The sequence below is a fragment of the Rhizobium sp. CB2179 genome (assembly GCF_057653455.1).
Genome location: NZ_CM172781.1, coordinates 1,234,438 through 1,259,511 on the forward strand (window position 1 = coordinate 1,234,438; position 25,074 = coordinate 1,259,511).

Annotated in this window: 22 protein-coding genes; 10 read left to right on the top strand and 12 right to left on the bottom strand. The window is 61.1% G+C overall.

Going from position 1 to position 25,074, the window contains the following annotated elements; all coding sequences use genetic code 11:
* Positions 1–4: 4 nt before the first annotated feature.
* A complete protein-coding gene (gene ppx, locus AC244Q_RS06215) occupies positions 5–1,525 on the top strand; it encodes an exopolyphosphatase (RefSeq protein ID WP_012756867.1) in 1,521 nt (506 codons plus the stop codon).
* A gap of 275 nt (positions 1,526–1,800) precedes the next feature.
* On the opposite strand, the gene AC244Q_RS06220 is transcribed toward ppx, so the two are convergent.
* The 4 genes from AC244Q_RS06220 to AC244Q_RS06235 all read right to left on the bottom strand — a co-directional run bounded on the left by AC244Q_RS06220 (position 1,801) and on the right by AC244Q_RS06235 (position 7,205).
* Complete coding sequence (locus AC244Q_RS06220) at positions 1,801–3,159, bottom strand: esterase-like activity of phytase family protein (protein ID WP_128405756.1); 1,359 nt, start codon at positions 3,157–3,159, stop codon at positions 1,801–1,803.
* Between the two features lie 105 nt (positions 3,160–3,264).
* Positions 3,265–4,326: an adenylate/guanylate cyclase domain-containing protein gene (locus AC244Q_RS06225; RefSeq protein WP_128405757.1), complete on the bottom strand. Its 1,062-nt coding sequence runs from the start codon at positions 4,324–4,326 to the stop codon at positions 3,265–3,267.
* Between the two features lie 177 nt (positions 4,327–4,503).
* Positions 4,504–5,649: a ribonuclease D gene (gene rnd / locus AC244Q_RS06230; protein ID WP_128405758.1), complete on the bottom strand. Its 1,146-nt coding sequence runs from the start codon at positions 5,647–5,649 to the stop codon at positions 4,504–4,506.
* 164 nt (positions 5,650–5,813) lie between these two features.
* Positions 5,814–7,205, bottom strand: a complete 1,392-nt coding sequence (locus AC244Q_RS06235) for a multicopper oxidase family protein (RefSeq protein ID WP_128405759.1) — start codon at positions 7,203–7,205, stop codon at positions 5,814–5,816.
* Between the two features lie 253 nt (positions 7,206–7,458).
* Here AC244Q_RS06235 and aspS point away from each other — a divergent pair, with 253 nt between their 5' ends.
* On the top strand, positions 7,459–9,249 hold the full coding sequence (aspS, locus tag AC244Q_RS06240) for an aspartate--tRNA ligase (RefSeq protein WP_128405760.1): 1,791 nt from the start codon (positions 7,459–7,461) through the stop codon (positions 9,247–9,249).
* 63 nt (positions 9,250–9,312) lie between these two features.
* Here the strand turns inward: aspS and AC244Q_RS06245 are convergent, their stop codons facing one another.
* On the bottom strand, positions 9,313–10,479 hold the full coding sequence (locus AC244Q_RS06245) for a serine hydrolase domain-containing protein (protein WP_128405761.1): 1,167 nt from the start codon (positions 10,477–10,479) through the stop codon (positions 9,313–9,315).
* A 66-nt stretch (positions 10,480–10,545) separates the two neighbouring features.
* Here AC244Q_RS06245 and AC244Q_RS06250 point away from each other — a divergent pair, with 66 nt between their 5' ends.
* On the top strand, positions 10,546–11,187 hold the full coding sequence (locus tag AC244Q_RS06250) for a TetR/AcrR family transcriptional regulator (RefSeq protein WP_017993560.1): 642 nt from the start codon (positions 10,546–10,548) through the stop codon (positions 11,185–11,187).
* Positions 11,188–11,245: 58 nt separating this feature from the next.
* On the opposite strand, the gene AC244Q_RS06255 is transcribed toward AC244Q_RS06250, so the two are convergent.
* Positions 11,246–12,433 (bottom strand): YdgA family protein, encoded by a 1,188-nt coding sequence (locus AC244Q_RS06255; protein ID WP_128405762.1) that lies wholly within the window; start codon positions 12,431–12,433, stop codon positions 11,246–11,248.
* Positions 12,434–12,668: 235 nt separating this feature from the next.
* Between AC244Q_RS06255 and parC the strand changes: the two genes are divergently transcribed.
* Together parC and AC244Q_RS06265 are read left to right on the top strand one after the other, a co-directional pair.
* Positions 12,669–14,924 carry a DNA topoisomerase IV subunit A gene (gene parC, locus AC244Q_RS06260; protein WP_128405763.1) on the top strand — a complete coding sequence of 752 codons (2,256 nt, stop codon included), beginning with the start codon at positions 12,669–12,671 and terminating at the stop codon, positions 14,922–14,924.
* A gap of 258 nt (positions 14,925–15,182) precedes the next feature.
* Positions 15,183–15,641, top strand: a complete 459-nt coding sequence (locus AC244Q_RS06265; RefSeq protein WP_012756877.1) for an SRPBCC family protein — start codon at positions 15,183–15,185, stop codon at positions 15,639–15,641.
* On the opposite strand, the gene AC244Q_RS06270 is transcribed toward AC244Q_RS06265, so the two are convergent.
* The 6 genes from AC244Q_RS06270 to hemB all read right to left on the bottom strand — a co-directional run bounded on the left by AC244Q_RS06270 (position 15,631) and on the right by hemB (position 20,015).
* Positions 15,631–16,023 (bottom strand): type II toxin-antitoxin system death-on-curing family toxin, encoded by a 393-nt coding sequence (locus AC244Q_RS06270; protein WP_012756878.1) that lies wholly within the window; start codon positions 16,021–16,023, stop codon positions 15,631–15,633. The genes AC244Q_RS06265 and AC244Q_RS06270 overlap by 11 nt on opposite strands.
* Positions 16,020–16,241, bottom strand: a complete 222-nt coding sequence (locus AC244Q_RS06275) for an AbrB/MazE/SpoVT family DNA-binding domain-containing protein (RefSeq protein ID WP_012756879.1) — start codon at positions 16,239–16,241, stop codon at positions 16,020–16,022. The genes AC244Q_RS06270 and AC244Q_RS06275 overlap by 4 nt, the downstream gene beginning before the upstream one ends.
* Positions 16,242–16,300: 59 nt before the next feature.
* Positions 16,301–17,188 (bottom strand): DMT family transporter, encoded by an 888-nt coding sequence (locus AC244Q_RS06280; protein WP_012756880.1) that lies wholly within the window; start codon positions 17,186–17,188, stop codon positions 16,301–16,303.
* 271 nt (positions 17,189–17,459) lie between these two features.
* Positions 17,460–18,236, bottom strand: a complete 777-nt coding sequence (locus tag AC244Q_RS06285; protein WP_003558295.1) for an arginyltransferase — start codon at positions 18,234–18,236, stop codon at positions 17,460–17,462.
* 206 nt (positions 18,237–18,442) lie between these two features.
* Positions 18,443–18,901 carry an RDD family protein gene (locus tag AC244Q_RS06290; RefSeq protein WP_003547150.1) on the bottom strand — a complete coding sequence of 153 codons (459 nt, stop codon included), beginning with the start codon at positions 18,899–18,901 and terminating at the stop codon, positions 18,443–18,445.
* A 100-nt stretch (positions 18,902–19,001) separates the two neighbouring features.
* On the bottom strand, positions 19,002–20,015 hold the full coding sequence (hemB, locus tag AC244Q_RS06295; RefSeq protein WP_128405764.1) for a porphobilinogen synthase: 1,014 nt from the start codon (positions 20,013–20,015) through the stop codon (positions 19,002–19,004).
* 229 nt (positions 20,016–20,244) lie between these two features.
* Here hemB and AC244Q_RS06300 point away from each other — a divergent pair, with 229 nt between their 5' ends.
* From AC244Q_RS06300 to nrdR, 5 genes are all read left to right on the top strand, one after another.
* Entirely contained in the window at positions 20,245–20,682 is a 438-nt protein-coding gene (locus AC244Q_RS06300; protein ID WP_026157306.1) for a DUF6163 family protein, read from the top strand.
* A 128-nt stretch (positions 20,683–20,810) separates the two neighbouring features.
* The gene (ldtR, locus tag AC244Q_RS06305; protein WP_128405765.1) at positions 20,811–21,326 is read left to right on the top strand and encodes a transcriptional regulator LdtR; all 516 of its coding nucleotides are present in this window, start codon (positions 20,811–20,813) and stop codon (positions 21,324–21,326) included.
* A 445-nt stretch (positions 21,327–21,771) separates the two neighbouring features.
* Positions 21,772–23,073: a L,D-transpeptidase family protein gene (locus tag AC244Q_RS06310; RefSeq protein ID WP_012756884.1), complete on the top strand. Its 1,302-nt coding sequence runs from the start codon at positions 21,772–21,774 to the stop codon at positions 23,071–23,073.
* 216 nt (positions 23,074–23,289) lie between these two features.
* On the top strand, positions 23,290–24,588 hold the full coding sequence (glyA, locus tag AC244Q_RS06315) for a serine hydroxymethyltransferase (RefSeq protein ID WP_128405766.1): 1,299 nt from the start codon (positions 23,290–23,292) through the stop codon (positions 24,586–24,588).
* Between the two features lie 9 nt (positions 24,589–24,597).
* Complete coding sequence (nrdR, locus tag AC244Q_RS06320; protein ID WP_003547190.1) at positions 24,598–25,074, top strand: transcriptional regulator NrdR; 477 nt, start codon at positions 24,598–24,600, stop codon at positions 25,072–25,074.

A 25,074-nucleotide genomic window follows, 5' to 3' on the forward strand; every position in this document is an offset into this window, starting at 1 on the left:
CTAAATGGTTGAATCTGAAGCCCAGGGGCGCCTTCCGGGGATCGCCCCGGTCTCCGTCGTCGATATTGGATCGAATTCTATTCGTCTTGTCGTCTACGAAGGCATGTCCCGTTCGCCAACCGTCCTCTTCAACGAAAAGGTCCTCTGCGGCCTCGGCAAGGGCGTCGCCCTTACCGGCAAGATGGATGAAGACAGCGTCGCGCGGGCTTTGGCGGCGCTGCACCGTTTCAAGGCTTTGTCCGATCAGGCGCGCGCTGCCACCATGTATGTGCTGGCAACGGCGGCTGCGCGCGAGGCGAGCAACGGTCCTGATTTCATCCATCAGGCGGAAACCATCCTTAACCGCAAGGTTCGCGTGCTCTCCGGCGAGGAGGAGGCGAAATTCGCCTCGCTCGGCATCATCAGCGGTTTCTACAATCCTGACGGCATTGCCGGCGATCTCGGCGGCGGCTCGCTGGAACTGATCGATATCAAGGGCAAGGAGTTCGGCAAGGGCATCACGCTGCCGCTCGGCGGCCTGCGCCTGTCGGAATATGCCGGCGGTTCGCTCTCCAAGGCCCAGAGCTTTGCCCGCAAGCAGCTGAAGACGGCAAAGCTGCTGTCGAAAGGCGAGGGACGCACCTTCTACGCCGTCGGCGGTACCTGGCGAAACATCGCCAAGCTGCACATGGAAATCACTCATTATCCGCTGCACATGATGCAGGGTTATGAGGTGTCGTTCGAAGGAATGATGCAGTTCCTCGACCAGGTGGTGACCGCGCGCGACTCCAGGGAGCCGGCGCTGCAGGCCGTTTCCAAGCACCGCCGTTCGCTGCTGCCTTTCGGCGCCGTCGCCATGAAGGAAGTGCTGAGCGCGATGAAGCCGTCGTTGATTTCCTTTTCGGCGCAGGGTGTGCGCGAGGGATATCTTTATTCGCTGCTGTCGGAGGCCGAGCGCCGCGCCGATCCGCTGCTTGCCGCCGCCGGAGAACTGGCGATCCTGCGTGCCCGTTCGCCGGAGCATGCCCGCGAGCTGGCGGAATGGACCGGCCGCATGATGCCCCTCTTCGGCATCCAGGAAACCGAAGAGGAAAGCCGCTACCGTCAGGCCGCCTGTCTGCTGGCCGATATCAGCTGGCGCGCCCATCCTGACTATCGCGGTCTGCAGGCGCTGAACGTCATCGCCCACTCTTCCTTCGTCGGCATCAGTCATCCCGGCCGCGCCTTCATCGCGCTTTCCAACTATTACCGTTTCGAAGGCCTGCATGACGACGGCGCCACTGGTCAGCTGGCGCAGATCGCCACGCCGCAGCTCATCGAGCGCGCCAAGCTGCTCGGCGGCATGTTGCGCGTCGTCTATCTCTTCTCGGCCTCGATGCCCGGCATCGTCAAGAACCTGACCTTCCGCAAATCTTCGAGCCCGGACCTCGACCTCGAATTCGTCGTGCCCCCCGAATATCGCGACTTTGCCGGCGAACGCCTGGACGGCCGCCTGCAGCAGCTGTCGAAGCTGACGAACAAGCGGTTGGCGTTTCGATTCGAATAGGGTAATTCCGCTGCTCGCCGTATTTGATCGTTTCTTTTCGTGCCGAAACCTCGCTCCTCCCTCATTCCTGTGCTTGTCACAGGAATCAAGCGCGCCCAAGTCCTTGGGCGCGAAAGACTCTTTTCCCTTGAGGTATTGATTCAATCACGGCGCGGACGCGCCGTGGCTGGATTCCTGTGACGAGCACAGGAATGAGGGAGGCTGAGGTAATGCCTTCTGCAAAAAAAAGGCGGCGCTGACCGCACCGCCCTCCAGATGTCCTCAGGATTTTCTGCTTACTTCGCGTTCAAAAACTCGCCAACCTCAAGCAGGCTGAACTCGTTATTGTCGGCCTTGTCGACGGCGCGGCCGGCCGAGAAGGGCAGGTTGTTGTCGTTGCCGATGATGATGTGCGTGGCGTCGACGCGATCGACGTTTTCGATCGTCACGAACGGCATGTCGTAGACGCCGTCCTTGCTGCCGGCCTTCTTCTTGTTGTCGGGGTCCTGAATGTTCAGGAGGTCGATATAGCCGATCTTGCGGACCGCCTTGCCGACATTGGCGTCGTTGAACTCGATCTTGTAGACGCGCTTCAGCACGGCCGGAGCTTCGAAACAATCCGGCTTCGGCTGCTTCGGGTCGGCGCAGGCCTTGTCCGTCGTGCCGGCGCCGTTGTCGCGCTCGATGACGAGAGCGGTGGTGTCGTCGAGCACGTTGAAGTCGCCGATCGATACCCCCTTGTCCTCGAACGGATAGAGCCAGCTGCGGCCGGTCCACTTCTTGGACGCGACATCGAACTCGATGACGCGGATGGCGGTGTGGCCGTCGATGGTTTCCACCGTGCCGTCATCCTTGTAGATGGCGCCTTCGAGCAGGCCGTAGAGCTTGGCGCCGTCCTTGGACATGGCGAGGCCCTCGAAGCCGCCGGAGCGCTTCAGATTGAAGACCGGCATCTTGGCGGCCGGGTTGGCCGGAACCGAGAGAAGTGGATTGTCGGGCGAAAGCACCGGCTTGCCGTCGAGCGTCGTCGGGATGACGTCGGTGAGGCGGCCTGACGTGTCGAATTTCAGGATGTAGGGACCGAATTCGTCGCCGAGCCAGAAGCCGTCGGCAACCGGCTGGATCGACTCGATGTCGAAGTCGGCGCCGGTGAGATAACGCGTGTCGCTGCCTTCGAGAACGATCGGGAACGGAGCAATCTTGTTGGGGTCGGAGAGGAAGAGGTTCTTGACGACTTCAGCCTTGTTGCCGGCCCAGTCGAACTTCATCTGGTGCAGGAAGAGCATGGAGTCCGACGAGTTGGACTTCGAGCCGAAGCCGTTGTCGGAGAGCGTCCAGAAGGTGCCGTCGGCCATCGTCTTGACGCCCGAGAAACCCTGGATCGGCTGGCCGTCGAAGGGAAGCTTCAGATCGGTGATCCGGGCGCCGTCCTTACCGGGAACGGTGCCGAGCGCTTCGGTGCGCTTGCGGTCCGGCGTCGTAAACTTGCCGGAATGCTTGAGGAATTCGGGGGCATCTGCCGGTGCCGGAACCATGGTGTTGGCAGGCAGGATCGCCTGGCCGGCGAGCTTGACCGGGAACTGCTGCTGGTCGGCCGAAGCGGCGCCCGCGACCAGGATGAAAAGCGATACGGAAGCAAAAAGGACGTTCTTCATAATATCCCCGTGGAGTGGATTGCAAAGGCCTTCCGCTTAGCAGGGCTTTAATGTCAGCGAATTGACGGTTGGGTGAAGCTTTGGTGACGTAAGGTCAGACGGTGCTCAGCCGTGCAGAATGACGGCCGGCGTTTTCAGCACGGTGACCGCGCGCGAGGAAAGCGCCATGACGCCGAGTGCCTGGCCGCGTCCCTTCACGGCATGGGTGCCGAGATCCTCGCAGGATATGTCGTCGGGAAATTTCATGCGCCGGGCAAGCTCGCTGGAGATCAGAATCGATCGGTTCAGACTGCGGCAGAGCGTCTCCAACCGGGCGGTGGTGTTCACCGTATCGCCGAAATAGCTGATCTTATGATGATCCACACCGATTTCGGCGGTGATGATCTCGCCGCCGTGAAGGGCGGCGCGGAGCTTTGGCACCTGCCCGTAATTTTTCCGCCAGCCGGCGGCATTGGCTTCGATATCGGCAAGGATATCGAAGATGCAGCGCACGCAACGCGCATTCTTGACGCCGCGGGCAAGTGGCCAGGTGATGATCGCCGCATCCCCGACATAGTCGTTGATCATGCCCTTGTGGCGCCTGACGGGTTCGGCAAAGGTCGCAAACAGCGAGCTCAGCAGCTGTTGCGCCCTGAGGTCGCCGTGCTTTTCGGCAAAAGCCGTCGAATCGACGAGGTCGATGAACAGAAAGACGCGTTCTTCCTTGACCGGATTGCGGTAGCGGCTGATGAGCATGCTGAGGAAAACTTCACGACCAAGCAGTTCTCGCACGCGCAAGACGAAGATCAGCATCGTGCAGACCGCCAGGGCATAGAGGAAGACTTCGAACGGCATGATGACGAGGTCGAGGAGCGACACCGGCTTCACCATGCCGAGCGACCAGAGCAGCAGGCCGGCGCAGGCAAAGCCGATGCTCATCAGGATTTCGTAGATCAGCAGCTCGGTGATGATGAAGGCGAAGGTCGGCAGCTTCTGGATGCGCCGGTAGAGTGCTCGAAACAGCACCTTACGCTCGAAGGCGAGGATCGGCATGCCGATGAAGAGCGCGAAGATCGCCCCGACAATCGGTGTCTGATTGGAGTAGAACATCAGATCATAGATGACGCCGCTGGCCGCAAGGACGATCGTGATCAGGATCCAATTCTGTGTCGGAGATATTTCCCGCATGCCGCCTCTGCGCCGTGATGTTGGTTAAGGCCATTGTTTCAGGCCGGAAAAAACCGTCAAGCGAATTCGAATCTACAGCGCCGCGCGTCCTTTTCAGACGCGCGGCGCTGTAGCATTTGAATGACTGCGTGATTTTGTCCTAAAATCGATGCCGATTTAAGGCGTGATGCACTCGCCTCAGAGGCTGACGGTTTCGACCTTCCGGTCGACGAAGCGCAGAGCGATCGCGCCCTGGATCAGTTGCAGTGCCGGCTCGCCGAAAAGATCGCGCCGCCAGCCGTGCAGGGCGGCGACTTCGGCCTTCTCGCCCTCGGCGGCGATCTTGTCGAGATCCTCGCTGTTGGCGATCACCTTCGGCGCCACGCCGTGTTTTTCCGATATCAGCTTCAGCAGCACCTTCAGCAATTCGACGGCAGCAGCGGCCCCCTCGGGCGCCTGCGCCTGGCGCGGTACATGCGGCATATCGGCCTTCGGAAGAGCAAGAGCGGTGTTGACGGCCTCGATGACCGCGGCGCCGGAAGTCGAGCGCTCCCAACCCTTCGGAATGGTGCGCAGACGGCCGAGCGCCTCGGTATCCTTGGGCTGCTGCTGGGCGATCTCGTAGATCGCATCATCCTTCAGCACCCGCGAACGCGGCACGTTGCGGGCGCGCGCCTCGCGTTCGCGCCAGGCGGCGACATATTTCAGGATCGCCAGCTCCTGCGGCTTGCGCAGGCGCATCTTCAGCCGCTGCCAGGCATCGTCGGGATGCATGTCGTAGGTTTCGCGCGACTCGAGAATGTCCATTTCCTCGGAGAGCCAGGAGCTGCGGCCTTCGCGATCGAGTTCCGCCTTCAGTGACAGGTAGACGTCGCGCAGGTGGGTGACGTCAGCCAGCGCATAATCGAGCTGTTTGTCCGAGAGCGGCCGGCGGCTCCAGTCGGTGAAGCGCGACGACTTGTCGATATGGACGTTCTTGATGCGGCTGACCAACTGGTCATAGGAGACGCTGTCGCCGAAGCCGCAGACCATGGCGGCGACCTGCGTGTCGAAGATCGGATGCGGAATGAGATTGCCGCGATTGAAGATGATTTCGATGTCCTGGCGCGCCGCGTGAAAGACCTTCAGCACCTTCGTATCGGCCATCAGCTCGAAGAAGGGGGCGAGATCGATGCCCTTGGCCAGCGGATCGACGAGAACTTCCGTCGTCGGGCTTGCCATCTGGATCAGGCAGAGCTCCGGCCAGAAGGTCGTTTCGCGCAGGAATTCGGTGTCGATGGTGATGAAGTCGGACTTGGCCAGCTCTTTGCAGGCGGCCGCCAAATCGGCGGTGGTTTCGATCATATCATTTCATTCGCAAGGAAAAGGTCGGTTGAACCTTCCTTCTCCTTTCGGTTCGATATGTCAATACAACAGCATACGCTTCGAGCATTGCTGGCGAAGAATCACGTCCAAACTGAGGCAAGGTGCGATGCACGGCTGCAATCGCGGTGAAAGTGCAGGCGGCCTCAGCTTACCCTGAGATAGCTCGTCATCCCCGTCTTCTGATGCTCGATGATATGGCAATGCAGCAGCCAGTCGCCGGGATTGTCGGCGACGAAGGCAAGCTGCACCTTCTCGTCCGGCTGGATGAGATAGGTATCGGAGACCAGCGGCATCACCTCCCGCGTCGAGGAGGAGATCACCGTGAAGCTCATCCCGTGCAGATGGATCGGATGGGCATGCGGCGTGGTATTTTCCAGATTGAAGACATAGCTCTTGCCGAGCTTCAATTCCGCCAGCGGCGCCGTCGGATCGGGTGTATCGCCTGGCCATGGCACCTTGTTGATGGCCCAGAAACTGTAGCCCAGCGTGCCGCAAATGCTTTCGACGGCGGCATTCTCGGCAGTGGCGCTCAGTATCAGCGGGATCTGCTCGGCAGCGGTTAGATCGGCCTTCGGGACGGGGTTGTCGACAAGCGGCCCGAGATCTTCGATGGCGCGCTTCAACGATGATCCGACCGCGCGCAGGCTGGCGATCGTCTTCGGCGCCGTGCCGCGGATATCCTCCAGCGTCGCGACCGCGCCTTCATCATCCGGCATGCGCATGGCAAGATCGAGCCGTTGACCCGGTCCGATCTGCAGCAGGTCGAGGGGAAAACGCTTCGGCACCGGATTGCCGTCGATCGCAATCACGGTGGCATCGGCGCCTTCCATCTTCAACGAGAAGATCCGCGTCACGTCGGTCACGGCAATACGCAGCCGCACCAGCCCGCCGGCCGGCGCGTCATATCGTGGTTCCCGATGCCAGTTGGCGGTGCGCACCGTGCCGTAGGTGCCGGTCTTGGCAGCATCCCGCGGCCGGAAGGGAGCGATGAATTGTCCATCGCCGCCGAGCCGCCAGTCGCGCAGGTTCAGCACCACCTCGGCATCGAATTCCGGATCGGCCGGATCTTCGACGACGATGACACCGGTCATGCCGTGCCCCATCTGCGTCAGCGTGTTGCAATGCGGATGATACCAGAAGGTGCCGGCATCGGGCGGCGTGAAGGCATAGTCGAAGCTGTCGCCGGTATAGACGTAAGGCTGCGTCATGAACGGCACACCGTCCATGCGGTTGTCGATGCGCAGCCCGTGCCAGTGGATCGTCGTCGGCTCGTCGAGTCCATTTTTCAGCCGCGCGGCATAGGGCCGCCCCCTCCTCATCCGCAGGACCGGCGGCATGCCGTCATGGCCCCAGCTCATGATATCCGTGGTCGGTCCCGCCTCGGTCAGCATGGCTTCGGTCTTCACTGCCGTCAGCAGCTGCGGCTCGGGAGCCGCCTCGGCAAAACCGTATTTACCGGCAATGCCGATGCCGACACCATAGGCACCCGCAACAGCGGATGCCTTCAAGAGGTTGCGGCGGCTAAGGAGAGGCATGCGGACGCTCCACGGTGAGAATGCCGATCCTTGTAAAGTTGACCGGCAGCTTCAGCAATACAGGAAGCGCGGCCAAACTGCCGCAGCATACGGGTCGCAGCCTCGCCATAAACGCGTGCCAAACGCCCGGCCGCGTGCGCCAAGCCTTGACAAATCGGAGCGTCCATGCGCTTTTCCGCCCGATTTTCTTGTCGGCGCTTGAGGGTCTTGGAACCCTTGCTGCCGTCTTAAGCCACATCCAGGATTTGAGATCATGCATCGCTATCGCAGCCACACATGTGCCGCCCTCCGCAAGTCGGATGTCGGCTCGACCGTCCGTATTTCCGGCTGGGTTCACCGCGTTCGCGACCATGGCGGCGTTCTCTTCATCGACCTTCGCGACCATTACGGCATCACCCAGGTGGTCGCCGATCCTGATAGCCCGGCCTTCAAGATGGCGGAAACCGTGCGCGGCGAATGGGTCATCCGCATCGATGGCATCGTCAAGGCGCGCACCGAAGACACCGTCAACAAGACCATGGCGACTGGCGAGATCGAGCTCTACGCGCAGGAGATCGAAGTCCTCTCCGCCGCCAAGGAATTGCCGCTGCCGATCTTCGGCGAGCCGGATTATCCCGAAGACGTCCGCCTGAAGTATCGCTTCCTCGATCTTCGCCGCGAAACGCTGCACAAGAACATCGTCAAGCGCACCCAGGTGATCTCCGCCATGCGCCGCGAAATGGGCAATGTCGGCTTTACCGAATATACGACGCCGATCCTGACGGCCTCCTCGCCGGAAGGCGCGCGCGACTTCCTCGTGCCGTCCCGCATCCATCCCGGCACCTTCTACGCGCTGCCGCAGGCGCCGCAGCAGTACAAGCAACTGCTGATGGTGGCGGGCTTCGACCGTTATTTCCAGATCGCGCCCTGCTTCCGCGACGAAGACCCGCGCGCCGACCGCCTACCGGGTGAATTCTACCAGCTCGACCTCGAAATGAGCTTCGTCACCCAGGAAGACGTCTGGGACACGATGGGTCCGCTGATGACAGGCATTTTCGAAGAGTTCGCCGAAGGCAAGCCGGTCACCAAGGAATGGCCGCGCATCCCCTATGACGTGGCGATCCGTAAATATGGTTCGGACAAGCCGGACCTGCGCAACCCCATCGTCATGGAAGCGGTCACCGAACATTTCGCCGGCTCCGGCTTCAAGGTCTTCGCCGGCATGATCGCCTCTAACCCGAAGGTCGAGATCTGGGCGATCCCGGCAAAGACCGGCGGTTCCAGAGCGTTCTGCGATCGCATGAATGCCTGGGCGCAGTCGACCGGTCAGCCTGGCCTCGGCTACATCTTCTGGCGCAAGGAAGGTGACAAGCTCGAGGGCGCCGGCCCGCTTGCAAAGAACATCGGCGAGGAGCGCACCGACGCGATCCGTACCCAGCTCGGTCTCGATGACGGGGACGCCTGCTTCTTCGTTGCCGGCGATCCGGCGAAGTTCTACAAGTTTGCCGGTGAAGCCCGCACCAAGGCCGGCGAAGAGCTGAACCTTGTCGATCGCGACCGTTTCGAACTCTGCTGGATCGTCGACTTCCCGTTCTTCGAATGGAGCGAGGAAGAAAAGAAAGTCGATTTCGCGCACAACCCGTTCTCGATGCCGCAGGGCGGCCTCGAAGCGCTGCAGAGCCAGGATCCGTTGACCATCAAGGCGTTCCAGTATGATGCCGTCTGCAACGGCTTCGAAATCGCCTCAGGCTCGATCCGTAACCAGTCGCCGGAAACCATGGTGGCCGCCTTCGAGAAGGTCGGCCTCAGCCAGCAGGATGTCGAAGACCGTTTCGGCGGCCTCTATCGCGCCTTCCAGTACGGCGCCCCCCCCCATGGCGGTGCTGCCTTCGGTATCGACCGTATCATCATGCTGCTCGTCGGCGCGAAGAACCTGCGCGAAATCTCGCTGTTCCCGATGAACCAGCAGGCCCAGGACCTGCTGATGGGCGCGCCGAGCCCGGCAAGCCCGACACAGCTGCGCGAGCTCTCGATCCGGCCGATCCCGCCGGTCAAGAAAGACTGAGATCATCTGATCCCGAATGCAAAAGCCCGGCAATCGCCGGGCTTTTCTGCTTGTATCGTTCGTTCACAATGCCGCGTAGATCGCCTCGCGAAGATCGACTGTGAACTTGCCCCACATGCCCTCCAGCGTCGTGTTGGTCAGTGCAACGACGGTCAGCCCATTAACCGGGTCGATGAACCAGCTATGGCCATAGACGCCGCCCCATTTCAGCGTGCCGGTGGGGAAGGGGACGCCTGCCTCGGCCGGATCGGTGATGACTGACCAGCCAAAGCCAAAGCCGGAGCCGGGTTCGTGCTGCTGGCGGTGGCCGTTGGCCTGGTCCGTCGCCATCATCCCTACGGTTTCGATCGAGAGCAGCGGTGCACCACCTCTACGGATGGTTTCGAGTATGGCCAGGACGTCACCCGCCGTTCCCGCCATGCCGGCGCCGCCGGAATGATAGGAGGCGGGGTCGAAGATGCGGTTCGGCGCGAAGCGGATGGGGCCCATCAGCGACATCACCAGCGCAGTCTCGCCCATCAGCGCCGGTTCCGGTGAAGCGTCCATATAGGCCGCTGCCAGCCGGCTGCGGTCGCGAACCGAAAACGCGGTATCGGCAAGGCCAAGCGGTTTCGTCACCAGTTCAGCGACGGCCTCGCCTAGCGGCACTCCGGTTTCCGCCTCGATGACGCCGCCGAGAACATCCATGGCAATGGAATATTGCCAGTCGCTGCCCGGCGCGAAGCGCAATGGCGCGCTGGCGATCCGCCGCAGGTTCTCGGCGAGCGGCAACCCGGGTTCAGCGAGGCCGTCGGAAACACCGGCGTGGGCATAGGCATCGTCCTCTTCGAAGAAGCTGTAGCTGAGGCCGGACGTATGGGTCAGCAGGTGGCGGATGCGAATGGTTGCTTCGCCACCGTCAGGCAGCCTCGGCCGGAAGTCCGGCAGCCATCTCGTCACTGGGTCGTCGAGCCCGATTCTCGCCTGTTCGACGAGCCGCATCGCGGCGATGGTGACGATCGGCTTGGTGATGGAAGCAAGCCTGAAGATGGTGTCCTCACGCATCGCCAGACCGCTTTCGCGGTCGGCAAGGCCGGCGGCGCGGCGATGCACGATCTCTCCGTCGCGGGCGACGAACACCACCGTTCCCACAAGCCGCTTGTCGTCGAGCGCGCTTGTGATGGCTGCATCGACCGCTGCGGCAAGGGATGAATTCCTGTCGGCGTCTGCCATTTCGAGGGGAAGACTCATCAGATTAAACCTTCTATAATCACAATGACCGTTCCTGAATATAGAAAGCCGTTTCGAATTTCTAGAGTGATCATTGTGAAAAATAGCCGAGACGTGGAAAATTCTACCGCCCGACGCCGCGGCCGTCCGCCGGCCTTCGACCGCGAGACAGTGCTGTCGGCTGCCCGCGAGACCTTCTGGGCGCATGGATATGAGGGCGCCTCGATCGCCGATCTCACTGCCGCCATGGGCATCACGCCGCAAAGTCTCTATGCCGCCTTCAACTCGAAGGCAGATCTCTATCGAGCGGCGCTGGAGCAGTACCGAGCGCTAGGTTCCGACACGTTTTCCGCGCTTGGCGAGCCGATCGACACCGTCTCCGCCTTCGAGCGCATATTGCGGGGCTCGGCTGCGATTTTCTCGGCTCCGGAGCATCCGAAAGGCTGCATGATCTCGACGGCTGTGCTGAACTGCGCCAGCGAGAATGCCATGATCGCCGACCATGTCGCAGCGATGCGTCGTCGGTCGCTGGACGCTTTCACGGCGAGGATCGAGCGTGGCATCCGCGAGGGCGACATGAAGTCCGACACGAACCCCCGCGCGCTGGCGCGCTTCCTCGCTGCCATCATCCAGGGCATGTCGGTGCAGGCGAGGGACGGCGCATCGCTAGAGGAATTGTTTGATATCGCAGTCCTCGCCATCGCCGAGGTTGCCCGTCACCGCGCCTAAAAACGAAAAGGCCCGGCAGGTCACTACTGCCGGGCCTTTCGTCGCGAGATCGAAGCGATCAGTCGTTGGCGGTAACCTTGACGCCAAGCACCTGCGGCAGCGTGTTCGGAGCGCCCATGGCAGCGCCCACGATCGTCGGGAACGGCACCGGCTTTTCAGGGGCGGCCTTGACGGTCAGGCTCTTCGGATCGTCGAGGAAGGTGTTGACGGCAGCCGAAACGGCGTTCTGCAGTTCCGGGATATTGAGCTGCGCGATCATGATCGGCGTCATCGCCTTCAGCGAATCCGCCATCTGCTTGCCGGACATGTTCTGCTGCGAACCGGCATAATCGAGCGCACGCTTGGTGATCGAGGCATCTTCGAAGCGCACCTGCGCGGCCTCGAAGGACAGCTGCTGCATCAGGCCGAGCATGGCAAGACCGAGTGCCTGCTGCGATTCTTCCTTGTTCGCATTGGCTTCAGATTGCTTCATCGCATCCTGCAGCGACTTGACGAAGGCCATCGTGTAGCCCGAGATCTTGAAGCCAAGGTTCAGCTTGCCGATGTTGGTGAAGTCGAAGGCGAATTCCGAAATGTCGATCGTGCCGGGCGCAAGTTCCCAAGCGCCCTTCATGGTGATGTCGCCCTGGATGTGCTGCAGGGCCAGCTTCTCGATCGCGTCCTTGCTCTGCGGATCCTCGGCTTTGCTGAGGTCGGCCTTCATGCTTTTGAAGGCGCCGTCGAAATCGAAGCCGGATTCGTCTTCGCGCAGTGTCAGATTGACGTCGGTTTCGAGCAGCGAGAACACTTCCGCCCCATCCTTGACCACCTTCAACGGGCCGGTATGAGCGGTTTCGTAGAGCATCATCGTATCGAGCGTGTCGCCGCCCGCCGTTGCCGGGATCGAGATGCCGCCGAGCGTCAGCTCCTGCGCCGTGACCGTGACGCCGTCTTTCGTGGTGTTGATATCGGGGAAGGCGGCCTCTTCGATGTAATAGCCGCCATCCTCGTCTTCTTCGACACCGGAAAGGGTGACTTCGCCGACGGCCAAGCTTTCACCGCCGGCCGATTTGACGCTGACATTCTTCAGCGTCGCGGTCGTGCCGTCGATATCGACGGCGTCAGCCGAAATCGTTCCGCCCTGTACGGCATAGGCGGCATTGAGCTTCTTCAGCAGATCGGCGCCGTCGAGGGCGAAGGCCGAACCGGCGAGCGAGAAAAAGGCGGCGCCCGACAGCATCAGCCGCGTTGTCCGGGAAAAGTTCATGGGGTGATTCCTCTGGTGGCGTGGTGGCGGTTGGAAATCTGCAGTTACGCTACTACGGATTAGGCCCGCTTTATATTTGCGGATCTCTAAATTTCTGTTGAGAGGAACGGCAAACGAAGTCCAAATTGCGGCGGAACGTTTGTCTCATCCTTTGATGTCAGTCCCAAGACTTCATCCACAGCTGCAATGGCCCCGATTCCTTGCCCGCCGGCCTCTTCTGAGCTAGTCAGAACCTATGGGACAAGAGATTTTGCCGCCTTCAGGCGGAGACGACGATCACATCCAGCCGGTCGACCTCAAGGCGGCGCTCGAGCAGCGTTACCTTGCCTATGCGTTGTCGACCATCATGCACCGCGCCCTGCCTGACGTGCGCGACGGGCTGAAGCCTGTCCATCGCCGCATCGTCTATGCGATGAACGAGATGGGGCTGAGGCCGAACTCGGCCTTCAGAAAATGCGCCAAGATCGTCGGCGAAGTGATGGGTAACTACCATCCGCACGGCGACCAGTCGATCTACGACGCGCTTGCCCGTCTCGCCCAGGATTTCTCGCAGCGCTACACGCTGGTCAACGGCCAGGGCAATTTCGGCAATATCGACGGCGACAGCCCCGCCGCCATGCGTTACACCGAATCGAAGATGACGGCGGTCTCCGAACTGCTGCTTGAAGGCATCGATCAGGATGCCGTCGATTTCCGCGACACTTATGACGAATCGAATTCCGAGCCGGTCGTCCTTCCCGGCGCCTTCCCGAACCTGCTCGCCAACGGCTCATCCGGCATCGCCGTCGGCATGGCGACTTCGATCCCGTCGCACAATGCCCACGAGCTTTGCGACGCTGCCCTGCATCTGATCAAGCATCCCGATGCGACCGTCGAAAAGCTCGTCGAATTCATTCCCGGCCCGGATTTCCCCACCGGCGGCATCATCATCGATAGCCGCGACAGCATCATCGAGAGCTACCGCACCGGCCGCGGCGGTTTCCGCGTGCGGGCGAAATGGCAGACGGAAGATCTCGGCCGCGGCGGTTACCAGATCGTCATCACCGAAATTCCCTTCCAGGTGCAGAAATCGCGGCTGATCGAGAAGATCGCCGAGCTGCTGATCGCCCGCAAGCTGCCGCTGCTGGAAGATATCCGCGACGAATCGGCCGAAGACATTCGTGTCGTGCTGGTGCCGAAGACCCGCAGCGTCGATCCGACGATCCTGATGGAATCGATGTTCAAGCTGACGGAACTCGAAAGCCGCTTCCCGCTCAACATGAACGTGCTCTCCATGGGCCGCATCCCGCGGGTCATGGCGCTGAACGAGGTGTTGAAGGAGTGGCTGGACCACCGCCGCGAAGTTCTGCAGCGCCGTTCGCGCTTCCGCCTGGCGGCGATCGACAGGCGCCTCGAAATCCTCAGCGGCTTGCTGGTCGCCTACCTCAACATCGATGAGGTCATCCGCATCATCCGCGAGGAGGACGAGCCGAAGCCGGTCATGATGGCGCGCTGGGATCTCACCGACAATCAGGTCGAGGCGATCCTCAATATGCGGTTGCGCGCCTTGCGCAAGCTGGAAGAGTTCGAGATCCGCAAGGAGTTCGACGAACTCACCAAGGAAAAGGGCGAGATCGAGACGCTGCTTTCCTCCGACGACAAGCAGTGGCAGACGGTCGCCTGGGAAATCGGCGAAGTGAAGAAGAAATTCGCCAAGGCGACCGAGATCGGCCGCCGCCGGACCCAGTTTGCCGACGCGCCCGAGACCGACGAGGAAGCAATCCAGCAGGCGATGATCGAGAAGGAACCGATCACTGTCGTCATTTCCGAAAAGGGTTGGATCCGCGCGTTGAAGGGCCATATCGCCGATACGGCGACGCTGACCTTCAAGGAAGGCGACGGCTTGAAGATCGCCTTCCCAGCGCAGACCACGGACAAGATCCTGATCCTCACCACAGGCGGCAAGGCCTTCACCCTCGGCGGCGACAAGCTGCCGGGCGGTCGCGGTCATGGCGAGCCGCTGCGCATCATCGTCGATATGGATAACGACCAGGCGGTGCTGACCGCTTTCGTCCATGATCCCTCGCGCAAGCAGCTGATCGTCTCGACCGCCGGCAACGGCTTCGTCGTTCCCGAAGCCGAGCTGGTCGCCAATACCCGCAAGGGCAAGCAGATCATGAATGTCGGGCTGCCCGAGGAAACCCAGCTGCTCGTGCCCGTCAGCGGCGACCATGTCGCCGTCGTCGGCGAAAACCGCAAGCTGCTGGTCTTCCCGCTGGCCCAGGTGCCGGAAATGTCGCGCGGCAAGGGCGTACGTCTGCAGCGTTACAAGGATGGCGGCATTTCCGACATTCGCTGCTTCGCGATATCGGACGGCCTCGTCTGGGAAGACAGCGCCGGTCGAACCTTCACGAAGAACAAAGACGAGCTTGCCGAATGGCTGGCCGATCGCGCCACCGCCGGCCGCACCGTGCCGAAGGGTTTCCCGCGTAGCGGCAAATTCGCCGGCTAAAGCATAACAGCGTCCCGCGTCCTTTCAGACGCGCAAAGGACGCCGTAACAATTTGAATTGCTGGATAATTTATCCTTCAATCGATTCTGATTGAAGGAATTATCCAGTAAATTCCGCCCCCGACTCTTGGCGGGCGCAACAACTCCTCTATCTCATTGATGTTACCAAAAATACGAACAGGCCGGCTCAGAAGGCGGACGAGATGGCCGCGGCCCGTGCGCTTGGGGAAGTGCGCGTGCCCTTAACGGAGGAAAATCGATGCCCGCCAGCACCATCAAACTGCATGTCAGCCACACCTACAAAGCGCCGCCCGCCGTCGTTTACGACGCGTGGCTCAACCCCGAAATCGCCCGCCGCTTCCTGTTTGCGACCGATGACGGTCATGTCATTCGCGCCGAAATCGATCCGCACGTCGGCGGCCGTTTCTTCGTCGTCGACCGCCGCCCGACCGGCGACGCCTTTCATCAGGGCGTCTTCCTGGAACTGAAGCGCCCGCAGCGCATGGTCTTCAGCTTCTCCGTCGAGGAGCACGATCACAATTGCGACCGCGTCGAGATCAACATCGAGCCTCTCGGCGGCGGCAGCCGTCTGACGCTGACCCATGAAATGTGCGCCGAATGGGCCGAACACGAGGAAAAGACCCGGCAAGGCTGGGCGCATGTGGTCGAAGGTCTTGGCAGGGAACTGGAGCAGCAGCAGTTCAAGGCTACGGGCTGAGGGGTACGCTGAAATCCCGCAGGAAGCGGGTAGCGCCTTCCTCGTCGATCTCGCCGGCGGCTACCTCTAGTACAAATGCAATGACCTGCGCGTTGTCGGCATTGATGACATAGCGGTTGATGTAGAGAAACGTAAACGCCGCAAGATAGCCTGTGCGCTTGTTTCCATCCACGAATGGGTGGTTTCTGACAATGGCATAGAGATAGGCTGCGGCGAGTACGAAGATGTCTGTCTCGCCGTATGCAGCCTTGTTAAGCGGGCGTGCCAAGCTGGTTTCCAATGCATTGGTATCCCGCAGGCCAGCCAGACCGCCATGCTCGGCAATTTGCTCATCGTGCATATTTTCAATTGCTTGGCGGCTCAGCCACTTAAGCCGTATCATTTTGCGAGTTCGCGGAGCGCCACCCGATATTTTTCCATGCCGATGCGGGCTGCCCGCATTTGCTCGGCAAGGTCGGCGGATTCCGGTACAAGCTGAATATTACCCTCGACCTCTCGCAGTTCGAGGCTGTCGCCGCTGCTCAAGCCCAGCCGCTGCAGTACCTCTTTAGGGATAATAACGCCCTCGGAATTGCCGATCTTTCGAATTGTGACGTTCATCGCCTCATCCTCTGTGTGGTAACGGCGTTATAACACGGCAGCGAAACGGCGACAACGTCCTAGCCTGCCATTTGAACGATGCTTTTCCTCCGCACTATCCAGACGGAATGGGCTGCGATCGCCGCCACCAGGATGCCGCCGCCGACTAGCGTCATCGGCTCTGGCGTTTCCGCGAAGATCAGCCACACCCAGATCGGTGCGAGCACGGTTTCGAGCAGGTAGAACATGCCGACCTCCGGCGCGGAGAGGTAACGTGGCCCGGTCGCCAAACACCAGAAGGCAAGCGGCATCATCACCGCGCCGTTAAAGAGGATCCAGGCAGGATGCTCGATCGAAAAACCGCCTGCCGGCATGACCGAGATCAGGCCGACCGCCGCCGGCAGCACGGTCGAAAGCAGCGAGACGAAGCCCATCTCCCGGCGAGAGGCGCGGCTGATGGTGATGGCGGCAGCAATGATGAAGGCGGTAAGCAGCGCCATGCTATCGCCGAAGAGATGGCCGCCCGAAAGCCCGTCCCGCACGATCAGGCCGACGCCGAAGATCATCGCCGCCATGGCGAGCAGTGTTGCCAGCGCCGGCCGCTCCTTCAGGAAAATCCAGGAAAGCAGGGCGGCGAACATCGGATTGAAGGCGACGATAAAAACGACATTGGCCGTCGATGTGTTGAAAACGGCGAGAAGGAAGATCACCGTCGTCAGCCCGTAGAGCAGACCGGTGACGAGGCCCGGCCAGCCCGGCACGAGCACTGGCCATCGCCCCTTGGCGATCCTGAGCGCCGTTGCGACCAGCAGCGTCACGCCAAGGGTCGCGATGCTTCTCGCCGCAAGAATCGACCACAGCTCGCCGTTGGCGAGCCTCATCAACGGGATATCCATGGAAAGCGCCAGCCCGCCGATCGCCGTCAGCAGCAGGCCTTTCCGATGGTCGGAAAGAGCGGTGGGGAACATTTAGAGCCTTTCCTGGTCAGATTGAAGCATTCTGTTGGCTCAAACGGAGTCGGATGGTCGACCGGCCGGCGCGCGTCGTAGCCCAGCTCTACGGCCAAGCCGGCCGGTCGAGCAGGCGGCCCGTTTCAGCCAACCCGAAGGGCCGGGCATCTTTCCGCCAGGATCAAAGGCGATCGGCTCGGACGTACCAAGGGGTATGCCCTTCGCCAATCGCCTCTGCCCTGACGAAAACCTGCTCCGGCAGAATGCTTCAATCTGACCAGGAAGGGCTCTAATCGTGGGTGCTCTCGGGCATGGACGAGGGATCGAAGCGTTCCCAGCCGCGCGGGGTCAGATGCTCCTGCGGCTGGAAGCGCGTCTTGTAGTCCATTTTCCGCGACCCTTGAACCCAGTAGCCGAGGTAGACATGCGGCAGCCCCAGCGCTTTCGTGCGTCTGACATGGTCGAGAATCATGAAGGTGCCGAGCGAACGCCGCTCAAGCGCCGGATTGAAATAGGAATAGACCATCGATAACCCGTCGCTCATCGTGTCGGTGAGGGCGGCGGCAAGCAGCTCGCCCTTTGGCCGCTGCTCCAGTCCGGAGCCTTCTTCGCGCCGGCGGTATTCGATGATTCTCGTATTCACATGCGTGTCTTCGACCATGATTGCATAGTCGAGCACGGTCATGTCGGACATACCGCCCTGCTGGTGGCGAAAATCGAGATAGCGTCGGAAGAGCGAATATTGCTCGCTGGAAGGCTGGGCCGCGAATTCGGTGGCGATGACGTCGGAATTCTCGGCAAGCACCCGCTTCATCGATTTCGTCGGCTCGAATTCCTGGGCGAGAATTCGCACGGAAACGCAGGCGCGACAGGATTCGCAGGCCGGGCGATAAGCGATGTTCTGCGAGCGGCGGAAACCGCCCTGCGTCAGGATGTCGTTCATCTCGGCGGCGCGCGGGCCGACCAGATGGGTGAACACCTTGCGCTCCATCTCATGCGGCAGGTACGGACACGCAGCCGGAGCCGTCAGATAAAACTGCGGTGATGGCGTCGTCTGCGTATTCATTTGTCGCGGAAATTTCCTTGTCGAGACCGTGCCGTTTCCTGACAGCATGACCTAAGAATAAAAAACGTCAACAGCGGGGCGCTTTTCGCCCTTCATATCAGTCTTCCAATTTTAGATATGGAGCGCCGGCACCCGCCGGCAAAGAGAAGGCGGAGACTTTATTTCGTCTCCGCCCCGGGATCGCAGTTAGGGTTTCAGCCAAAGTCTCAAGCTGTGCGCACCGTCGCCGTGCCCACCAGCAGGTCGTGGACGAGACGGCTGCGTTCGATGAACAGGCCGGCAAGCAGGATGAGCGGCGTCAGCACCGAGTTGAGGATCCAGAACAGTGCCAGATGCACGATCGCCGTCATGAAATCCATCGGCCGTCCGTCGACGCGCACGATCGCGATTCCCATGGCGCGCATGCCGAGCGAGGCCTGGCTCGGCCCGCCCACAGTCAGGCCGAAGTAAATGCCGGCGACGATGACGAAGAGGGCAGGGTAGAGAAAGAAGCCAAGGCCGAGCGTGACGATCGACAGGAAGAACAGCACGATCGCTGCGGGAATGCAGAGCAGCGCCACGATGACATAGTCGAGAATGAAGGCGAAGACCCGGCGGCTCAACACGCCGCTATAGGCGCGCCAGTCCTCCGGTGCGGCATAAAGCGGATTGGGGTTGTAGCTCATCTCAATCTCCTCAGGAAAAGCGATGCCGCTGATATGGTATCGGCAGGGCAAAATGCAATATTTGCTCTAGATTCGGATGATTTGGGCCGGTTCGGCCCAATCACCGCTTGGCGAGAATTTTCGCCACTTCGACCGCGAAATAGGTGAGGACACCGTCGCATCCTGCCCGCTTGAACGACAGCAGCGTTTCGAGCATCGCCCGCTCGCCATCGATCCAGCCATTCATTGCCGCTGCCTTGATCTGCGAATATTCGCCGGACACCTGGTAAGCGAAGGTCGGCAGGCCGAAGGCCTCCTTCATTCGCCAGCAGATATCGAGATAGGGCAGGCCGGGCTTGACCATCAGCATGTCGGCGCCTTCCTCGACGTCGAGGGCCGCATCGCGGATCGCCTCGGTGCCGTTGGAGGGGTCGATATAATAGGTCTTCTTATCACCTTTCAGCAGCCCGCCAGTCGAGATCGCCTCGCGATAGGGACCGTAGAAGGCAGAGGCGAATTTCGTCGCATAGCTCATGATGCCGACGCTCTGGTGGCCGGCGGCGTCGAGCGCCATGCGGATTGCGCCGATGCGCCCGTCCATCATCTCCGACGGCGCAATGATGTCGGCGCCGGCATCCGCCTGCATCACGGCGGCGCGCGCCACCTGGTCGACCGTCTCGTCGTTGACGATCTCGCTGCCTCTGAGGATGCCGTCATGGCCGTGGCTGGTGAAGGGATCGAGCGCGACATCGGTAATGATGCCGATATTGGGCACCGCCTTCTTGATCGCCGCCGTCGCCTGATTGATCAGGTTGTTGGCTTCGAGGCTGTTCGAACCGGTCTCGTCGCGCAGCTCCATCTCGATATTCGGAAAGGTGGCAAGGGCCGGAATGCCGAGGCCGGCCGCTTCCCGCGCCGCTTCGACCGCCTTGTCGATGCTCATCCGGTTGACGCCCGGCATGGCCGGGATCGGATCGATGATGCCGGAACCCGGCACGATGAAGATCGGCCAGATCAGGTCGTCGACCGTCAGCCGGTTTTCCTGCACCAGCCGGCGTGTCCAGTCCGCCTTGCGGTTGCGCCGCATGCGGCGATGACCGGTGATGTCGTCGACGAGATGCGTCCTGTCCTGCATGATATCTGTCCTTGGCCCATTCCATTTATCGGAGCGCTCATTATCATGGCGCCTGGAAAATCCAAACCGGACGATTGGCCGCGGCGGAAAAACCTCTGGCGCATAACCCGAAAATCGGGCTCGATTTTCGGGTTATGCGCCAACTCAATGTTATAGAGCGGCCCTGGCGCGTCTTGTCAGACGCTCGGACGCCCTTGTGAAGATGCAACCCCAAACCGATGTCTGCGCTATGGAAACCGAATCCCCAACGATACCGAAACGCACACTGGCGGATATCCTCTTCATTCTCTTCCTGAGACTGGTTGCCGTCTCCTGCTTCTGGTTCGGCCTGCAATATTGGGCGATGCTCGTCGGCTATTCGCTGGTCGGCGCCGGCCGCTTCGATCTTTTGAGCCTGCCGTGGAAGGTGGCGAGCACCAGCCTCGCCGTGCTCTTCCCCGTCGCCTCCCTCGGCCTCTGGCTCACCGTCTCCTGGGGACCGGTCATCTGGGTGCTGGCCGCCGGCGGACAAATCCTCATGTATGGCCTACTGCCGGATATTTTCGGCCCCAATCAACTGATCATTTTGCTGCACGTCATCGTCGCCGTGGTCTACTTGATTTTCCGCCTGCTGCTCTGGCTGGAAAAGCGCCGGCATCGCCGCCAGGTAAGTGTTGATTTACCCTGAGACAACGTGGAGTTACCGGTAAGGCTCCGTTAAGCCTGCGGTTTAAGTCGAATTTTATATGTATTCGATAGGGTCTCACTCAAGGCGGGAAGAAAACACACCGCCAAACAAACAGTGAGGCAGTCAATATGAACACGAAAATCAAGCCGCAGGCGGTATCGACCTTCCGTGACCAGCAGGACCACGACATCCGTGATCTTTACATGGAATCCCTTCATCTCGTTGAACGTCTGCACCGTCGTCTTCTCGACGTCATCAAGGACGAATTCGACCGTCAGGGTCGCAGCGACGTCAACGCCATCCAGGCGCTGCTCCTTTTCAACATCGGCAATTCCGAGCTGACCGCCGGCGAGCTGCGCTCGCGTGGCTACTATCTCGGCTCCAACGTCTCCTACAACGTCAAGAAGCTGGTCGATCTCGGCTTCATCAACCACCAGCGCTCGCGCATCGACCGCCGCTCGGTCCGCATCAGCCTGACTGACACCGGCCAGGACATCGCCGAAACGGTGGCCAAGCTCTACCAACGCCACATCGCCTCGATCGACAAGGTCGGCGGCATCGGCACCGACGAGTTCACGCAGATGAACAAACTGCTCCAGCGTCTGGACCGTTTCTGGAACGACCAGATTTTGTACCGCCTGTGAGACCCCTGACCTCCTTTCATGGTTGATCAAAACCGGATGCGTCCCTGCGCGTCCGGTTTTTGCCGTTTGTTCTCGCGTGGCATCTTTGCAACGCATGGCAGGCAAGCGCAAAGCCCGGTATTCAAGCCGTTTTTTAGCCGTTATTAACCGGCACGCTTTACCCCGTCATATGGTTCGTTGCGTCCTGTTTCCGGCAGTCGGCAAATCCGTCTTCCCACTGGCAACACGAATTGGCCATATTGGTGTGGCAGCGGAAGGCTTAGCAACCGGCGCTTTCAATAGACCGATCAGGAATGTTCAGGCTGCCGCATCGCAATCTTGTGATGGGGCAAGCGGAATCTTTCGGTGTGCCGGGACAACGAATGGACTGGGATCTGCGTTAAAGCGCAGTGATATCGCAAAAGGCCGCAGGTTTTCTTTATAGCGGCATTCAGTGGTTGGGACTATGTCAAAGAAAAACGGAATTGAAGCTCTTTCGCGCCGCGCCTTCCTTGCGTCCGCGGCAACGGTTGGCGCCAGCGCGCTTGCCGCGCCGGCATTCGCGCAATCGGCGCTCGATACGCTGATCAATGCGCCGCGCCGCGGCAACTGGGACGACCAGTTCGACGCCAAGGCGGCGTCGCGCACGGCGACCGCCATGGTTTCCAACACGCCGATCCTTGGGCCCCAATCGGTCGCGAGCGCCCAGCAGGCGATCATGCAGTATCAGCAGATCGCCGCAGCCGGTGGCTGGCCTGAGGTCAACCCCGGTGACCAGCGCCTGCAGCTCGGCGTCAGCTCTCCAGCCGTCCAGGCGCTGCGCCAGCGCCTTGCGATCACCGGCGACCTGCCGCGCGAGGCCGGCCTGTCCAACGCCTTCGATTCCTATGTCGACGGCGCCGTCAAGCGCTTTCAGGCGCGTCACGGCCTGCCGGCGGATGGCGTTCTCGGCGAATTCACGCTGAAGGCGATGAACATCCCCGCCGATGTCCGCCTGCAGCAGCTGAACACCAATGTCGTCCGTCTGCAGACCTTCCCTGAAGACTTGGGCCGCCGTCACCTGATGGTCAACATCCCGGCAGCCTATGTGGAGGCTGTTGAAGACGGCAGTGTCGCGACGCGCCACACAGCGGTTGTCGGCCGCTTGAGCCGCCCGACGCATCTCGTCAATTCGAAGATCTACGAGGTCATCCTCAATCCTTACTGGACGGCACCACGCTCGATTGTCGAGAAGGACATCATGCCGCTGATGCGCAAGGATCCGACCTATCTCGAAAAGAATGCCATTCGTCTGCTCGACGGCAAGGGCAATGAAGTCGCCCCCGAGACTATCGACTGGAACGGCGAGGCGCCGAACCTGATGTTCCGTCAGGACCCCGGCAAGACCAACGCCATGGCGTCGACGAAGATCAACTTCTACAACAAGAACGGCGAGTACATGCACGACACGCCGCAGCAGGGCCTGTTCAACAAGCTGATGCGCTTCGAATCGTCGGGCTGCGTCCGCGTCCAGAACGTGCGCGACTTGTCGAACTGGCTCTTGCGCGAGACCCCCGGCTGGAACCGCCAGCAGATGGAGCAGGTGATCGCAACCGGCGTCAACACGCCGGTCAAGCTCGCCACGGAAGTTCCGGTCTATTTCGTCTACATCTCTGCCTGGGGCATGCCCGACGGCATCGTCCAGTTCCGCGACGACATCTATCAGATGGACGGCAATGCCGAGCTGGCGCTCGACACCACGGCGGGAATGGAACAGCCGGTCCAGTAAGCGGCGACCTCTGCATCGCAATCTGAAAACCGCGCTTTCCGGCGCGGTTTTTCTTATGTGCGCAAAGGCGCTGCCTGCTACGGCGTCAGGCTTCGGTGTCGTACGACCGCAAAAGAGCGCAAGCGCGCGCTTTGCTCAGCAAATGTCGTTCTTCGTATTGCCCTCGCCACGGCGGAAGGCTAATACCTCAGCGCATTCCAGTTGAGGAGCCCGCCCATGACCAATGCTTCCACCGAATCCTTCTTCAATCGCTCGCTTGCGGACGTCGATCCGGACATTTTCGGCGCGATCGGAAAGGAACTCGGTCGCCAACGGCACGAGATCGAACTGATCGCTTCTGAGAACATCGTCTCCCGCGCCGTGCTGGAAGCCCAGGGCTCCATCATGACCAACAAATATGCCGAGGGTTATCCCGGCAAGCGTTATTACGGCGGCTGCCAGTTCGTCGATATCGCCGAGGAACTGGCAATCGAGCGCGCCAAGAAGCTGTTCGGCGTCAATTTCGCCAACGTCCAGCCGAATTCCGGCTCGCAGATGAACCAGGCCGTGTTCCTGGCGCTGCTGCAGCCCGGCGATACCTTCATGGGGCTCGACCTGAATTCGGGCGGCCACCTCACGCACGGTTCGCCGGTCAACATGTCCGGCAAGTGGTTCAACGTCGTCTCCTACGGCGTGCGCGAAGGCGACAACCTGCTTGACATGGATGAAGTCGCCCGCAAGGCCGAGGAAACCAAGCCGAAGCTCATCATCGCCGGCGGCACTGCTTATTCCCGCATTTGGGACTGGAAGCGCTTCCGCGAGATCGCCGACTCGGTTGGCGCCTACCTCATGGTCGACATGGCCCATATTGCCGGCCTCGTCGCCGGTGGGGTTCATCCGTCGCCATTCCCGCATTGCCATGTCGCGACGACGACGACCCACAAGTCGCTGCGCGGCCCGCGCGGCGGCGTCATCCTCACCAATGACGAGGATCTGGCGAAGAAGTTCAATTCGGCTGTCTTCCCCGGTCTGCAGGGCGGCCCGCTGATGCACATCATCGCCGCCAAGGCTGTGGCCTTCGGCGAGGCGCTGCAGCCGGAATTCAAGGATTATGCCGCCCAGGTCGTCAAGAATGCCAAGGCGCTTGCCGAGACGCTGATGGCAGGCGGCCTCGACGTCGTCTCCGGCGGCACCGACAACCACCTGATGCTGGTCGACCTGCGCAAGAAGAATGCCACCGGCAAGCGCGCCGAGGCAGCCCTTGGCCGCGCCTACGTCACCTGCAACAAGAATGGCATTCCCTTCGATCCGGAAAAGCCCTTCGTCACCTCGGGTGTGCGTCTCGGCGCGCCGGCCGGCACGACCCGCGGCTTCAAGGAAGCCGAATTCCGCGAGATCGGCAATCTCATCGTCGAGGTCCTCGACGGCCTGAAGGTCGCGAATTCCGATGAAGGCAACGCCGCCGTCGAAGCCGCGGTGCGCGGCAAGGTGGTCAGCCTCACCGACCGCTTCCCCATGTATGATTACTTGGGATAAGGAGCAGGGATGCGCTGCCCCTATTGCGGTTCGGAAGATACCCAGGTCAAGGATTCGCGCCCGGCGGAGGACAACACGTCCATCCGCCGGCGGCGTATCTGTCCCGATTGCGGCGGCCGCTTCACCACGTTCGAGCGCGTGCAGCTGCGCGAGCTGATGGTCATCAAGAAGACCGGCCGCAAGGTGCCCTTCGACCGCGACAAGCTGGTGCGCTCCTTCGAAGTGGCGCTGCGCAAACGCCCGGTCGAGCGGGACCGCATCGAGCGCGCCGTCTCCGGCATCGTCCGGCGTCTTGAAAGCTCCGGCGAGACCGAGATCTCCTCCGAGCAGATCGGCCTGCAGGTGCTGGAAGCCATGAAGAGCCTCGATGATGTCGGCTTCGTGCGCTACGCCTCGGTCTATCGGGATTTCTCGCTTGCCGAGGATTTCGAGAAGGTCATTTCCGAAATCAACGCCAAGATCGCCCGCGACCCGCTGGACAGGTGA